At 62.6% G+C, this 13318-nt stretch carries 13 protein-coding genes; all 13 read right to left on the bottom strand.

The features are described 5' to 3' along the window. Nucleotides 1–27: 27 nt before the first annotated feature. Nucleotides 28–1422 (bottom strand): NAD(P)/FAD-dependent oxidoreductase, encoded by a 1395-nt coding sequence (locus tag FHP89_RS07590; protein WP_144172712.1) that lies wholly within the window; start codon nucleotides 1420–1422, stop codon nucleotides 28–30. Further along, entirely contained in the window at nucleotides 1422–1733 is a 312-nt protein-coding gene (locus FHP89_RS07585; RefSeq protein WP_144172710.1) for a (2Fe-2S)-binding protein, read from the bottom strand. Before FHP89_RS07585 ends, FHP89_RS07590 begins: the two co-directional genes overlap by 1 nt. After that, a complete protein-coding gene (locus FHP89_RS07580) occupies nucleotides 1717–2835 on the bottom strand; it encodes an NAD(P)/FAD-dependent oxidoreductase (RefSeq protein ID WP_144172708.1) in 1119 nt (372 codons plus the stop codon). The genes FHP89_RS07585 and FHP89_RS07580 overlap by 17 nt, the downstream gene beginning before the upstream one ends. Before the next feature lie 150 nt (nucleotides 2836–2985). Then, entirely contained in the window at nucleotides 2986–3888 is a 903-nt protein-coding gene (locus FHP89_RS07575) for a LysR family transcriptional regulator (RefSeq protein ID WP_144172705.1), read from the bottom strand. Between the two features lie 126 nt (nucleotides 3889–4014). Beyond that, a complete protein-coding gene (gene dctP, locus FHP89_RS07570) occupies nucleotides 4015–5010 on the bottom strand; it encodes a TRAP transporter substrate-binding protein DctP (protein ID WP_144172703.1) in 996 nt (331 codons plus the stop codon). 78 nt (nucleotides 5011–5088) lie between these two features. Next, nucleotides 5089–6387, bottom strand: coding sequence for a TRAP transporter large permease (locus tag FHP89_RS07565; RefSeq protein WP_144172701.1), 1299 nt, complete (start codon nucleotides 6385–6387; stop codon nucleotides 5089–5091). Continuing rightward, a complete protein-coding gene (locus FHP89_RS07560; protein WP_222105336.1) occupies nucleotides 6380–6925 on the bottom strand; it encodes a TRAP transporter small permease in 546 nt (181 codons plus the stop codon). Before FHP89_RS07560 ends, FHP89_RS07565 begins: the two co-directional genes overlap by 8 nt. A gap of 624 nt (nucleotides 6926–7549) precedes the next feature. Further along, entirely contained in the window at nucleotides 7550–7891 is a 342-nt protein-coding gene (locus FHP89_RS07555) for a DUF3135 domain-containing protein (RefSeq protein WP_144172699.1), read from the bottom strand. 137 nt (nucleotides 7892–8028) lie between these two features. Beyond that, complete coding sequence (locus FHP89_RS07550; protein ID WP_186300169.1) at nucleotides 8029–9903, bottom strand: chemotaxis protein CheA; 1875 nt, start codon at nucleotides 9901–9903, stop codon at nucleotides 8029–8031. 64 nt (nucleotides 9904–9967) lie between these two features. Next, complete coding sequence (gene cheZ, locus FHP89_RS07545) at nucleotides 9968–10861, bottom strand: protein phosphatase CheZ (RefSeq protein WP_144172697.1); 894 nt, start codon at nucleotides 10859–10861, stop codon at nucleotides 9968–9970. A 28-nt stretch (nucleotides 10862–10889) separates the two neighbouring features. Beyond that, nucleotides 10890–11291, bottom strand: coding sequence for a chemotaxis response regulator CheY (gene cheY, locus FHP89_RS07540; RefSeq protein ID WP_144172695.1), 402 nt, complete (start codon nucleotides 11289–11291; stop codon nucleotides 10890–10892). A 36-nt stretch (nucleotides 11292–11327) separates the two neighbouring features. Then, on the bottom strand, nucleotides 11328–12305 hold the full coding sequence (locus FHP89_RS07535) for a chemotaxis protein (RefSeq protein ID WP_144172693.1): 978 nt from the start codon (nucleotides 12303–12305) through the stop codon (nucleotides 11328–11330). Nucleotides 12306–12320: 15 nt separating this feature from the next. After that, nucleotides 12321–13289, bottom strand: coding sequence for a chemotaxis protein (locus tag FHP89_RS07530; protein ID WP_144172691.1), 969 nt, complete (start codon nucleotides 13287–13289; stop codon nucleotides 12321–12323). Nucleotides 13290–13318: the final 29 nt, after the last annotated feature.

Here is a 13318-nt window from a genome sequence, read left to right as displayed (position 1 = left end):
TGTTTGGAACGTATTCTCTCGCCGACTTCAGCCGGCCGGGGGTGTTTCATCCATGCTCGCCAGCGCCGCCAACGGGATGGGCTTGAGCGGCGGTCGTATCCGGTAATAGCCGGCGTCCTCGACCGACACGCCCCGGGTCTGGGCGATCAACTGCGCCACGGTAACACCGCACATCCGCCCCTGGCACGGCCCCATGCCGCTCCGGCTGAAGAATTTCGTCTGGTTCGGCCCGGTGCACCCGAGCCGGGCCATGTCGCGTATCTGCCCCGCGGTCACCTCCTCGCAGCGACACACGATGGTGTCGTCGGTCGGTGTCAGCAACCAGTCGGGGGGCTGGTACAAGGTATCGAGAAACGGCCGGATACGCAGCTGGGCTTGATGCTCTGCCAGCAAGGGGGCCGCCTTCGCTTGCAGCGCCGACGCGTCGATCACACCCAGCCGGCAGGCTGCACCGAGCGCCGCGATCGCGCCGCTGCACTCGGCCGCGCGTGCGCCACCAATGCCGGCGCCGTCCCCGGTGACCGAGATGGCCTCGTGGCTGCTCACGCCGTACGCATCGCAGCGCGGCCGCCAGGCCAGCTGACGCGCATCCCAGTCGTGCTCGAGCCGCAGCATGCGTGTCAGCTGAACATTCGGGATCACGCCATGATGCAGCAACACGGTATCGACGGCGATGCGGTTCGCCTTGCCACCTGCATTGAACACCACTGCCTCGGCGGTGTCGCCGCCTTCAATCGCCACCTCGGCGTCGGCAAAGTGATGCGCCACGCCGGCGCGACGAATCCGCGCCAGCAAGCGCATGCCCTTGATCAGATAGCCCGGCGCACGCAAGGCACCCATCAGGTGGCGCATGGCCGGGCGACGATTGTGCTTCGGCGAGGTTTCAAGCAGTGCAGCGACCTGTGCACCCGCGTCGAGCAATTGCACCGCCACCAGATACAGCAGCGGGCCGCCGCCAACCAGTACGATCCGCCCTTCCGGGACGGCGCCGCCGACCTTCATCATGATCTGCGCCGCGCCGGCGTTCATGACACCGGGCAAGGTCCAGCCGGGCAGCGGCGACGGCCGCTCCATGGCGCCGGTGGCCACGATCAGGTGCTTGGCGCGGCACTGAGCGGCACTGCCGCCCTGCAGGTACGACACCTCCAGCGCGCTGCTCACATCCCACACCGTCGCCGAGGTGAGATGGGTGACGCCCGGTGCGCTCGCCAGTTGCTCGACCAGCCCCCGACCATGCGCATAGTCGGGCCCCAGCCAGTCGAGCCGACCGCGCGAGGCCGCGCCCACATTGCGATAAATCTGGCCGCCGGCGCGCGGCTGCTCGTCCATCAGCACCACGCTCAAGCCCAGCGCAGCCGCCTGGCTGGCGGCAGACATGCCGGCCGGCCCGGCGCCGACGATAGCGACATCGTATTCACGCATCACGCCTGCCCTCCAATCTGCCGCGCGCCGTGCTGCCGACGCACCGTCATACCTTCGCGGACCGACGTCATGCAGGCCTGCACATTGGGCACGCCATCGACTTCCACCAGGCACTCGAAGCACACGCCCATCATGCAGTACGGCGCACGCGGCTCGCCCGACACCACCGAATGGCGCATCGGTATGACGGCCGCCTTGAGCAGCGCGGCGGCCAGCGGCTCGCCTTCACGGACGGCGACTTTGTGACCGTCGACCTCGATGTGGCAGGCCGGCGCCTCATCAAGACGCGAAGCATCAACTTCTCTGAACATGGAATCGGTCCGCAGTAAAAGTGTCGATATGGGCCGGCCGCTCACCGCCATCGAGCCACGCAGCGAGCACGCCGGCATGGGCCGAGGCCAGGGTGATGCCGCTGTGGCAGGTCACCACGAAGGCGCCGGGGCAAGTCGGGCTTTCTTCATAGATCGGCAGGCCGTCGGGCGTCATCACGCGCAGCGCGCCCCACGCCCGCACCACGTTGACGTTGGCCAGCACCGGAAAGCAGCGCACCGCCCGTGCGGCGATCCGCGAGAGCTGGTCGATACTGGTTCCGTCGTCCATGCCGACGTTTTCCTTGGAGTCGCCAATCTGCACGCTGCCGTCGCCGGTCTGGCGAACATGCAGCGTCGGCAAAGGAAGAAACGGCGCCGCACGTTCGCACACCAGCACCTGGCCGCGCACCGGCGTCACCGGGGCTTCAAGGCCAAGCATCGGCGCCAGCAGCGCATTACCCAGCCCGGCCGCAAGCACCACACGATCGGCTTCAAAGACATGGTTGGGCGCGCGGGCGACAAAACGGCCGCCGACATGAGCCAGGTCATCAATCCGCACACCGGCCTCGTGCTGAGCGCCAAGGGCATCGATGGCCTGATGCAACGCCTTGAGCAGGCGCAGCGGGCTGACATGGCCATCGAGCGGCGAGAACGAGCCGCCCACCACCTCGGGGCCGACGCTGGGCAGCAATCGCGCCAACTGGGCAGGGTCGAGCATTTCGTAGGGATAGGGTTCGCCGATGCGGCTGGCGACGGTATCGAGCTCCAGCTGGCGTGCCGCCATCTCGTCATCGTTCAGGCACAAATGCATGCCGCCGGCCTGCTGAAGCTGGAGGTCTGTGCCGGTGCGGTGCTCGAGCTCGTCGGCAAACCCCTGCCAGTCACGTGCGGCGGCGCAGGACCACCGCGCATAGCCCGGGTTACCTGCACCCTTGCCCTGCACCCACACCAGCCCGAAATTGCCACGGGCGGCGCGAAAGGCGTCATCGCCTTCGTCGAGCAGACGCACCGTTCGCCCTCGGCGCAGCAGCCCGTAGGCGATCGCTGCGCCAACCACGCCACCGCCGATCACGAGAAATTCGGTGTCCTGTCCAGAAGCCATTTGCCCGCCTGTCGTCCATCATCCGGATTGCAGCGGGTCACCCGACACCGCTGCCCATGAACTTCATGCTAAGCAAGCCAGCAAATAACAACAAATGATATGTTCAACTCACTGAATGCACGAATGTTATGCACTCGATGACGGGCCGCATCATTGAATCAAGGGACTCTCGGCGAGCGCTTGTCGCAATGCCTCAAGGAACGGATCGACCAGCCGGGAGCGCGGGCGATGCGACGGAAAGATCACACTGTACTGATAGGGAATGGCCGGCTCAAAACGCCGCGCCACCAGATTGGTCGATACGAACTGCGAGGCGGTGACCGGATCGACCAGCGCGACGCCCACCCCTTCGCGCACAAAGGCACAGGCGGTGGCCGACAATTGGGCTTCGACCACCAGGCGCCGCGACACCCCGGCCTCTTCGAACATGCGGTTGATCTGCATACGAATGCCAAGCTCGGGCCCGAGGGTGATGAAGTTCTCGCCTTCAAGATCTTCGACACGCAACAGCTCACGCGCGGCCAGGCGGTGATCTGCAGGTAGCACACAGCATAGCGACGCCTCGAACAGCGGCTCGATCCGCACCGCAGCGTGCTCGACCGACAACACCGCAAAGCCGATATCAACCTGCTGCGTCGTCAAGGTTTCGAGCACCTCGGGAGAACTCAAGGTGAGAAGTTTGAAGCCGACCTTGGGATAGGATTCGGAAAAGCGCTTGAACACGCGCGGCAGAAAGCTCAGCGCCATGGCCGGCATCGAGGCCACGCTCAGGCTGCCCTGCTCGAAGTTCCGGATCCCCTCGGCGAAGCGGCCGATTTTCTCCAGGCCGGAGAACGAGCGCTCGACCTCGTCGTAAAGCAACCGCGCTTCGGCGGTCGGCGTCAGTCGGCCCTTGGCGCGCTCGAACAACGCAAAGCCGACCGCGTATTCCAGGTCGGCGAGCAAGCGGCTGATGGCCGGCTGGGTCACATTAAGCACATCGGCGGCACGGGTCACCATGCCGGTCTGCATGATGGCGCGGAAGGCTTCGAGCTGGCGGTGATTGAGGCGCATGGTCAGGCACTCCTTGCTGACGGCAGAACAAACGGCAACGGCGAAGCCTCCGAAAGGAGACTTCGCCGGCACGACAACGTGCAACGAACTGTCCGGGTGCCGCTGCACCCGAATCCGTTGGCAATCTTACTTGGTGACGCTGTCGACAATCGGACGGGCCCATGCCTCGCCCATGTCCTTGATGATTTCGGGCCACACCTGGGCGCGCGCATTGCGGGCATTGGCCGCCAGCGCCTCGGCACTGACCGGCACCAGTTGCGCGCCAGCGTCCTGGAGCTTCTTCTCGTTACCGGCCTGATCCGCCTCGGCGGCCGCCCAACGGGAGGTCTCGAACGTCGCGGCGGCTTCTTCAAGCTTGGCGCGATCCGCCTTGTCCATGTCGTTGAGCACTTCGCCGTTGATCAGCAGGTACCACACTTCGAAGTGGGTGTTCATCGGCAGGTAGTACTTGGTCACATCACGGAACGAGGCGTAGTAACCCTCTGCGCCCGAGCCGATCACGCCGTCGACCACCCCGGTCTGCACGGCGGTGAAGGCTTCGGAAAATGGCAGCGGCGAACCGATGTAGCCGATGCTGTCAGCCAGCAACTGGAAGGATTTGATCGGCGGAACGCGCAGCTTCAGGCCTTTCTTGGCATCCGGGTCACCCGGATTGACCGGCGGTTTGTTCAGCGAGATGCCGCCGAAATACACCGGATAGGCCGCCAGCACGGTGATGTCCTGCTTGGCATACAGATCTTCCATGGCGGCGCGCAAGGGCGAGCCCTTGCCGAAGACGCGCTTGGCGCTCGGCCAGTCGGTGGCCAGGTAGGGCAGCGCACCGATCTGCAGGCGCTTGTTGACCCCGGTGGCGACCGGTTGCAGCGCCATGTCGACCGCGCCAACCGAGATGCGCTCCTGCACCACGGTGTAGTCACCCAGCGCGTTGGCCGGGAACAGGTCGAACTTCAGTTTGCCACCGGTGGCCTGGGTGACCTGCTCGGCAAAGACGCGCAGATCCTTGTCCACCTGCGCGCCTTGCGGCCGCACATGCGAGATCTTCAGGTTGGCGGCCGACACGGCGCTTGCACCAAATACGAGTCCGGCACCGAGCAGCAGCGCTGCGAGTTTTTTCTGCATCATCTTGGTTCTCCTCCTTACTATGGGCGCTCTTCTGAGCGCGGATTTTTACAACACCTCAGGCCTGCCGGACGGTGCCGGTCAGTAGCCGAAAAACGTCGGAATTGCGAGAGACAGCGACGGCCAGAAGGACGTCAGGAAGACCACCGGCAAATAACCGACCACCAGCAGAATCATCGCCGGGCGGATCACCTGCGTGACCTTGACCTTGCCGATCCGCGCCCCCAGATACAGGATGCTGGCGTAGGGCGGCGTCACCCCGCCCATGGCGGTATTGACCCCGATGATGGCGGCGAACTGTACCGGGCTCACATCGATGGCCTGCATCAGCGGCATCAGCAGCGGCGCCACCAGAATGATGGCCGTGATGTCATTGACCACCATGCCGAGCAGGAACAACATCACGTTGACCAGAATCAGCAGCAGGGTGCGGTCGGTAGTGAAGCCGAAGATCGTGTCCACCAGCGCCTGCGGTGCGTTCTGCAACACCAGCATCTGACTCAAGATGAGGCTGAACAGAATCATGATCATGATCGCGCCAACCGCGGTGCCGGCCTCTTTGCCCGCGTCGAACAAGGCCCGCATGGTGAGCCCGCGGTAAATGAAGAAACCCACCGGCAGCGCGTAGATCACCGACACCGCGGCGGCCTCGGTCGGCGTCATCACACCACCGTAGATGCCGCCCAGAATCAGTACCGGCATCACCAGGGCGGGCACCGCGATCAGGGCACGCGACGAGGCTTCGGAGACAAAACCGCCGAAGGACACCGGCGCATCCAGCACCAGCGGAAACTTTCTCGCCCACACCAGATTGGTGGCCGAGAACGCCGCCATGATGAACAGCCCCGGGCCGAGCGTGGCCAGAAAACAGGCCAGGATGGAGGTGTCCGTCACCCAGCCATACACGATCATGGTGACGCTGGGCGGGATCAACAATCCGAGAATCGACGAGTTGGCGATCAAGGCCGTGGCATAGGCCCGTGGATAGCCCTTGCGCTCCATCTCCGGGATCAGGATCGGGCCGATCGCCGCGATGCCGGTCAGACCACTGCCCGAGATCGCGCCGATGATTGCGCAACTGACCGTCGCCACCACCCCAAGCCCACCCTTGATACGGCTGACGAACACATCGACAAACTTGAGCAAGGCGCCGGCAATGCCGCTGGAACTCATGATCGTGCCGGCCAGCACGAACAGCGGGATCGCCAGCAACACTGGGGAGGACAGCTGACCGAAGCCCCACAGCATGGCGCCTTTCATGGTCGCCCCACCGACGAACACCATCACCATGATGCCGCCGCCAAAACAGTAGGGCAGCGGGACGCCGAGCGTCAGCAGGACCACCAGCACGCCAAAGGCGAGCAACGCACTTTCAACCATTGTTCACCTCGGCATCGAGAGAAGGGTTATGAGCGGCGAGCACGCGCACGTGCTTGATCAAGGACTTCACGGTCCAGAGCGTCATCAACAGCAGGCCGATGAACACCGCGCAGTCGGAATAGAAGGTCGGCACATAGAGCGTCGGGCTTTCCTTCCAGACCCGGAGCGAATAGCGGAAGAAGTCCCAGCCCCACCAGGTCAACCAGGCGACGATGCCCAGGCTGATCACCTCGGCAGTAACGGCCAGTTTGAGCCGGGCGCGCTGCGTCTTGAGGAAGACGTCGAGGACATTGGCGCGAATCTGGGAGTCTTCACGCGAGGCATTGACCGAGCCGAGGACGTACAGCCACAGGGTCGGGTAGATCAGCATTTCTTCGAGTCCCATCATCGGGATCTCGAGCACGTAACGCGTCACCACCTGCACTGCCTGAAAGAAGGCGACAATCAACAGGAGTCCGGTGAGAACGATCTTGAACAGGCGATCCATCATCTCGCCCTCGGGCCGGACATGCCAGCCGCAACCCAAGTCTTGGTGCAAGTCGCCGAATGGCCTTGCCGCCTGCGCTGAATCATCTTGTCGCCTCCCTGTCTGAATCCATTGAAGTGCTCTTGTTGGCACTGGATTCCATTATGGGAAAGCAGGGCATAATCTCAAATCATTTATCAAGCCGATCGCATGCGGTTTTGTTATACATCGACGCCCAACGAGAATTTCGCGGCCGATTGAACTCACACGGCGTCACGCCATCATCCCCGCGACCGCAGATCCGCCGATCACGCGGCCCGGCCGAGTCGGTTGCTTGAACCTGCAAAGCGCAGTTGACCGCTTGCGCCCATGAGCAAGGTGTTGAACATGCGAAGCTTTTCGGCTTCGAGACCGATCACCCGGTAGGTGATCGCGCGACGCGCCCGATTGCCCGCCAGGCGCACACTCGGGCGTGTCCAGCTACGGCTTCCATGTGGAATGCGTGGACGTCATCGAGGCTGCGACCGACAACCGATCACATCATCACAATCGCGCCGCATCGGGGACAAGCGTCGTTGCGCTTGCCGGAGAACGCGGTGGCGCTCAGGAGAGACACCGAGAGGGGCGTGTGAAATTAGTCGAGCCCACACGGCCGCCTGACGCAACCGCCGCTATCGCATTAACGAAAGTCCACGCTCAGCCGGGGTGATCCGAATCAGACCCGTCGGGTGGCGGCAAGAGCAAGCGCTGGCGCAGTGCCTCGAGCTCGTCGGTGTTCCGGTGGAGGGCTCGCACGCGCGAGCGCATGGCCTCGAGACGATCTTCGATCATGCCGACCAGCTCGCGGGTGGCCTTGATCGGTGAACCCGCGAGGGCGCGGACACTGTCGATCTGCGACTGGAATTCGCGCAGGCGGTCAGCCTCCGCGGGGGGGTGCGATGCAATCATGCGGTCGATCGCCCGCTCACGCGCGCGAAAGTACGCCGCCGGGCTGCGTCTGGCCAGATTGCTCCAGGCATCGAAATCGAAATCTGCCACGCTCACCCGCCTCCATCGGCTCGTGCATGCGTCCGATCCTACGGCGGGACTCTCGTCGCGGCAAGGCGAGGATGTCACGAAAAGAAAAAACCCAAGCGGCCAAAGCACGCTTGGGTTGGTCTTGAAGCGGGTGCAGATCAGGCGGCGAGCAGCTTCTTTTTCGAGTGCTGAATCAGCACCGCACGCGACACCCCATGACGCTCGCCAACACCGAGCAGCTCTTTCATGTCGAGAATCAAAACGATCTGACCATTCGACAGCGTGGTGACACCCGCCACGCCTTTGGGGCGGAAGTCGTCGAGCGATTTGATCACCGCGTCTTCGCGCCCGGCGAAGCTGTCGATCGCCAGGATGAAACTCTGCTCTGCGGTCTGCATGAGCACGCCGTACTCCGGCTGGGTGTCCTGCGGCCAGCCGAGCAGATTGGCCAGCGGCACGATGGGCAGGACTTCACCCCGCACGACCATGGTGGCGCGACCGCCGACCTCCTGAACCTCATCGGGCGTGATCGGCAGGATCTCGCGGACCATCGACAGCGGCACGGCCAGCGGCTGATCGCCGAGACGCACCAGCAAGACCGGCAAGATGGCCAGCGTCAGCGGGAGACTGATGACAAAGCTGGTGCCCTGCCCGGCGACCGATTTGATGTCGATCTGGCCGTTGAGCTTCTGGATATTGGTGCGCACCACGTCCATGCCGACGCCACGGCCGGAGACGTCGGAGACCACGCCGGCGGTCGAGAAACCGGGCAGGAACACCAGGTTGTAGCTCTGGCGCTCGTCCATGGTGTTGGCTTCTTCATCGGTGATGAGACCTTTGGACACCGCCGAGGCGCGCAGATTTTCGGCGTTCATGCCGCGGCCGTCGTCGGCGACGAGGATGATGATGTGGTCGCCCTCCTGACGCGCTTCGAGACGCAGGATGGATTTTTCACCCTTGCCATTGGCCAGACGCTCAGCCTTGCCTTCGACACCGTGGTCGACCGCATTGCGGATCAAGTGAATGATCGGATCGGACAGATCTTCGATCATGGTCTTGTCGATTTCGGTGTCTTCGCCGGCCAGCACCAGCTCCACATCCTTACCCAGGTTGCGGGCCAGATCGCGGGCGATGCGAGGGTACTTCTGGAACAGTCGGCCGATCGGCTGCATGCGCGTCTTCATGACCGCGTTCTGCAGATCGGACACCAGCAGGTCAAGCTGACTCACCGCTACATCCAGCGCGTGCATGGTTTCCGGGTCGTCGTCACCGTTCAGAATCTGGCTACGCAATGCGTTGAGCCGGTTCTTGGTCAGCCCGATTTCGCCGGACAGGTTGAGCACCTGATCCAGACGGGTGGTATCAACACGGATCGAGTTATCGCGCTGCTTTTCGCTGTCGCGCCGGCCGGTGGGGCCGGAGTAGCCCGGCTTGTCGGTGGCACGACGCCCGATGGCGGCCTTGATGATTTCTTCAGGTTTTTCCGCCACGACGGGTTTGACTTCAACCGGCGCGCTGACGGCGGCAACGGCGGGCACGCCCGTCACTGCCTGGTGCAGTTTGGCCCAATCGGGCTCGGCGCCAGCGGGTACGGGTGCGGCGGCGGCCGGCGCCGCGGCGGGCGCCTCGGCCTTGCCGAGTTCGCCGGCAATCGCGCGCTTGAGGCTGTCGATCAGGGCGGGGTCCGCAGCGCGCGGCTGGGTGGCGCTTTCCAGCGAGCCAAACATGTCACGCACAGCGCCGGTGGCCGAGAGGATGACGTCCATCGATTCAGCCGTCACGCGCAGCTCACCGTTTCGCAGCTTGTCGAAGAGGTTTTCCGTCAAATGGCACAAGGTCACCAGCTCGGTGGCGTTCAGAAAGCCGGCGCCGCCCTTGATGGTGTGAAAGCCGCGGAAAATCTCGTTGAGCATGCTGCGATCGTCGGGTGCCCGCTCCAGGTCAACCAGTTTGTTGTCGACATCGGACAACAGATCCCCGGCCTCGAGGAGAAAGTCCTGCAGCAGGTCTTCCATTCCACCGAAATCGCTCATTTTGGCTCACTCCACTGTGTTGCTGATACGTGACCGGGCCACTGGCGCCGGTCACGCCGTATCGTCAGAATCCCAGGCTCTCGAGCAGATCGTCGACCTGCTCCTGGCTGGACACCACATCGTCACGGCCTTCGGCGCTGATCACCGGGCCGTTCATGAGGCCGTCCTCTTTGCGGACGGGTTTCTTGTCATTGGGTGCCGTTTCGATGAGTACGTCGAGCAACTGCTTTTCCAGCTGCTGCGCCATCGCGACGACTTTTTTGATGACCTGACCGGTCAGGTCCTGGAAGTCCTGGGCCATCATGATTTCGGTCAGTTGGGCATTGGTGGCACGACTGTCATCCACCGTCTTGCCGAGGAAGTCCCGCGTCTGCGCGGCCAGGGCTTTGAATTCATCGGGCGACAGCTGATTGGCAAAGAGCTTGTCCCACTGCGTCTTGAGGCCGATCGCGCCGCTTTCGATCCGGTCTTGCATCGGCTTGGCGATATCGGTGGCATTGAGCACCTTGCTGGCCGCCTGCTCGGTCATTTGCGCGATGTAGTTCAGCCGCTCGCGGGCATCCGGCATGGCCTCGGCCGCCGATTGCAAGTGCTGGTCGTAGCCCAGCTCACGCAATGAGTCATGCACCTTTCGGGTCATCTGGCCGAGACGCTTGTAAACCACTTCGCAGCTGTGATCATCGCCCGGCACACCCGACATTGGCGCGGCAGCAGATGCTGGCGCTGTCTGAAGCGGGGGCTCCGGTTCCGGCTCGGGCGCGGCCTCCGGGGCGGCGGCAAAATCCTCCGCCACCGCATCGAACAAGGCCTGCAGGTCATCTGAATCGCTGCCGTCGTCCACCACCGCTTGAGAGATCACTTCGAGCTTCGGCTTTTCCGGAACCGCGGCAATGCTGTCGAACAGCGCCTGCAGATCGTCGGAGTCACCGGTTTCATCGAACTTCAATTTCTTAGACATGCTTGAGCCTCCTGTTGTCCAACGGCGCTCAAGCGGCCGCCTTTTTCCCCATACGCTCGAAGATCTTCTCGAGTTTTTCAGCCATCGTGGCAGCCGTGAAGGGCTTGACGATATAGCCGCTGGCGCCGGCCTGGGCCGCGGCGATAATGTTTTCCTTCTTGGCCTCGGCGGTAATCATCAGCACCGGCAAATCCTTGAATTGCGGCGTCTGGCGAATGGTCTGCAGCAGGGTCAGCCCATCCATATTGGGCATGTTCCAGTCGGTGACCACAAACTCAAAACCGCCGCTGGAAAGCTTCTGAAGCGCGGCAACGCCGTCTTCAGCTTCGTCCACGTTGGTGTAGCCGAGCTCTTTGAGGAGGTTGCGCACGATTCGGCGCATGGTCGAAAAATCATCGACAACGAGGAACTTCATGTTGGGATCCGCCATCATTTTCTCCGGAGTATTGCTTGTGCCTGATACGGCTTAGCGGTTGCGCATCAGCAGCGGACGCAGCGTGTCCGCGAGATTGTCTGCATCAAATTTTGCGACGTAGGCGTCAACACCCACACGTTTGCCCATGGCCCGGTTGGCCTCGGACGACAGCGATGAATGCATCACCACGGGAATGCCTTCAAAGCGAATATCGGCCTTGATGTTGCGCGTCAGCACATAGCCGTCCATTTCGGGCATTTCGGCATCGACCAGGATCAGATCCACTTCGTCGATCAGCGGCCGGCCACAGGCATGCGCGTGTTTGGCCATGCCTTCGAGACGGGTCCAGGCTTCGAGTCCGTTCTGGGCGTGCTTGTGCTTGACATCGAGTTTGTCGAGGACTTCAGCGATCTTCTTGCGCGCTACGGCGGAGTCATCGACAAAGAAAATATTCACATCGTGTTCGGCATTAAGCGGCTCGATATTGCCAATGATCGCTTCGCCGAAAGTGTTGGCCAAGATGGTTTCGACATCGAGAATCGACACCAGCGTGCCATCGGGCAATTCGGTGATCGCGGTAATGAAACTATTCACCCCGCTCGACACGTTCTCGGGCGTGCGCACCTTGTCCCAATCCACACGGATGATGCGATCGACTTCATCGACCAGGAAACCGAGCGTGCGCTTGCTGTACTCGGTCACCATCATCGAGCCACCGAGCGGATCGCCCGGCTGGGTCAGCTCAAGCACCTTGGCCAGGGCCAGCACCGGAATGACGTTGCCGCGCAACGAGATGAGACCTTCGACGCCCTTGGGCATGTTCGGCGCCTTGGTGACGAAAGGCGCCTTGGACACCTCGCGCACCTTGAACACGTTGATGCCGAAGGTCTCGCCCGTCCCGAGGGAGAAAAGCAGAATCTCCATCCGGTTGGAGCCGGCCAGGGTGGTACGTGCATCCACCGCGTCGAGCAGATTCTTCTCTGCCACCGCGTAGGCGTCGCTCTTGGTTTTTGCTTGCACTTTGCTCATGTGCGTGATCCTCGCTCAGGCCGCCGCAGCGTCCGATTCGCCTTTGTTCAGCAAGCGTCGCAACGTCGACGACAGGCGCTGGGGTTCGAACTTGGGGACGTATTCATCGACCCCGACCGACATGCCGAGCTGCTGGTTCGACATCCCCGACAAGGAGGAGTGCATCAGCACCGGTAGCCCTTCAAAGCGGGGGTCGGACTTGATTTTCTTGGTCAGGATGTAGCCATCCATTTCCGGCATCTCGATGTCGGTCAGCACCACACCCACCAGATCCTTGACCTTGCGGCCCGTACTGTCCGCGACGATGGCGATCTTTTGCAGCTCGTCCCAGGCCATACGACCATTCACCGCCACAATCCCCTTCACGCCCAGGACTTCAAGCGTGCGAGCGATCTGATTGCGTGCCACGGACGAATCATCGGCGTACAACACCGTCGCTTCCGGATTGCCGATCGGCTCGATGCCCTTGAACAAGTGGTCATCGTCGTAACCGGAGGTCTCCGACAGCACCTTCTCGACATCGAGCATCATCACCAGTTCGCCGTTGGGCAGTTCGGTGACCGCCGTCACCAGCCCGCCCAGCTTGGCCGCCAGCATCTGCGGTGGTACGCGCATCTGCGACCAGTCCAGACGCAGGATGGTGTCGACCGCTTCGACCAGAAAACCCTGAGTGTGGCCGTTGTATTCGGTCACGATCATGATTTCGCGCTGCGACTCCAGGCCGATTCCGGCGTACTTGGCCAGATCGACCACCGGCACCAGGGTGCCGCGCAGACTGACCATGCCTTCGACCGAGCTTGGCATTTCGGGCGCAGCCGTAATGTTCGGCGTGCGCATGACTTCACGCACCTTGAAAACATTGATGCCAAATGTCTCGCGGCGTCCGGTGCGCGAATCCGTCCCGAGCGAAAACAGCAGGATCTCCAGCTTATTGGTACCTGCCAGGCGGGTACGCGCATCGATATTCTTGAGCAAATCCGACATCTTGTTTCTCCGTTGATGCGTTACCAACT

The sequence above is a fragment of the Denitromonas ohlonensis genome (genome assembly GCF_007625205.1).
Classification (GTDB): domain Bacteria; phylum Pseudomonadota; class Gammaproteobacteria; order Burkholderiales; family Rhodocyclaceae; genus Nitrogeniibacter; species Nitrogeniibacter ohlonensis.
This window is presented reverse-complemented; position numbering and strand designations above follow the sequence as displayed.

Excerpts from the sequence above, each read along its gene's own strand:
- FHP89_RS07585 (WP_144172710.1), bottom strand. The coding sequence starts at position 1,733 with ATGTTCAGAGAAGTTGATGCTTCGCGTCTTGATGAGGCGCCGGCCTGC.
- dctP (WP_144172703.1), bottom strand. The coding sequence starts at position 5,010 with ATGATGCAGAAAAAACTCGCAGCGCTGCTGCTCGGTGCCGGACTCGTA.
- FHP89_RS07550 (WP_186300169.1), bottom strand. The coding sequence starts at position 9,903 with ATGAGCGATTTCGGTGGAATGGAAGACCTGCTGCAGGACTTTCTCCTC.
- FHP89_RS07530 (WP_144172691.1), bottom strand. The coding sequence starts at position 13,289 with ATGTCGGATTTGCTCAAGAATATCGATGCGCGTACCCGCCTGGCAGGT.
- FHP89_RS07575 (WP_144172705.1), bottom strand. The coding sequence starts at position 3,888 with ATGCGCCTCAATCACCGCCAGCTCGAAGCCTTCCGCGCCATCATGCAG.
- FHP89_RS07590 (WP_144172712.1), bottom strand. The coding sequence starts at position 1,422 with ATGCGTGAATACGATGTCGCTATCGTCGGCGCCGGGCCGGCCGGCATG.
- cheY (WP_144172695.1), bottom strand. The coding sequence starts at position 11,291 with ATGGCGGATCCCAACATGAAGTTCCTCGTTGTCGATGATTTTTCGACC.
- FHP89_RS07535 (WP_144172693.1), bottom strand. The coding sequence starts at position 12,305 with ATGAGCAAAGTGCAAGCAAAAACCAAGAGCGACGCCTACGCGGTGGCA.
- cheZ (WP_144172697.1), bottom strand. The coding sequence starts at position 10,861 with ATGTCTAAGAAATTGAAGTTCGATGAAACCGGTGACTCCGACGATCTG.
- FHP89_RS07580 (WP_144172708.1), bottom strand. The coding sequence starts at position 2,835 with ATGGCTTCTGGACAGGACACCGAATTTCTCGTGATCGGCGGTGGCGTG.
- FHP89_RS07565 (WP_144172701.1), bottom strand. The coding sequence starts at position 6,387 with ATGGTTGAAAGTGCGTTGCTCGCCTTTGGCGTGCTGGTGGTCCTGCTG.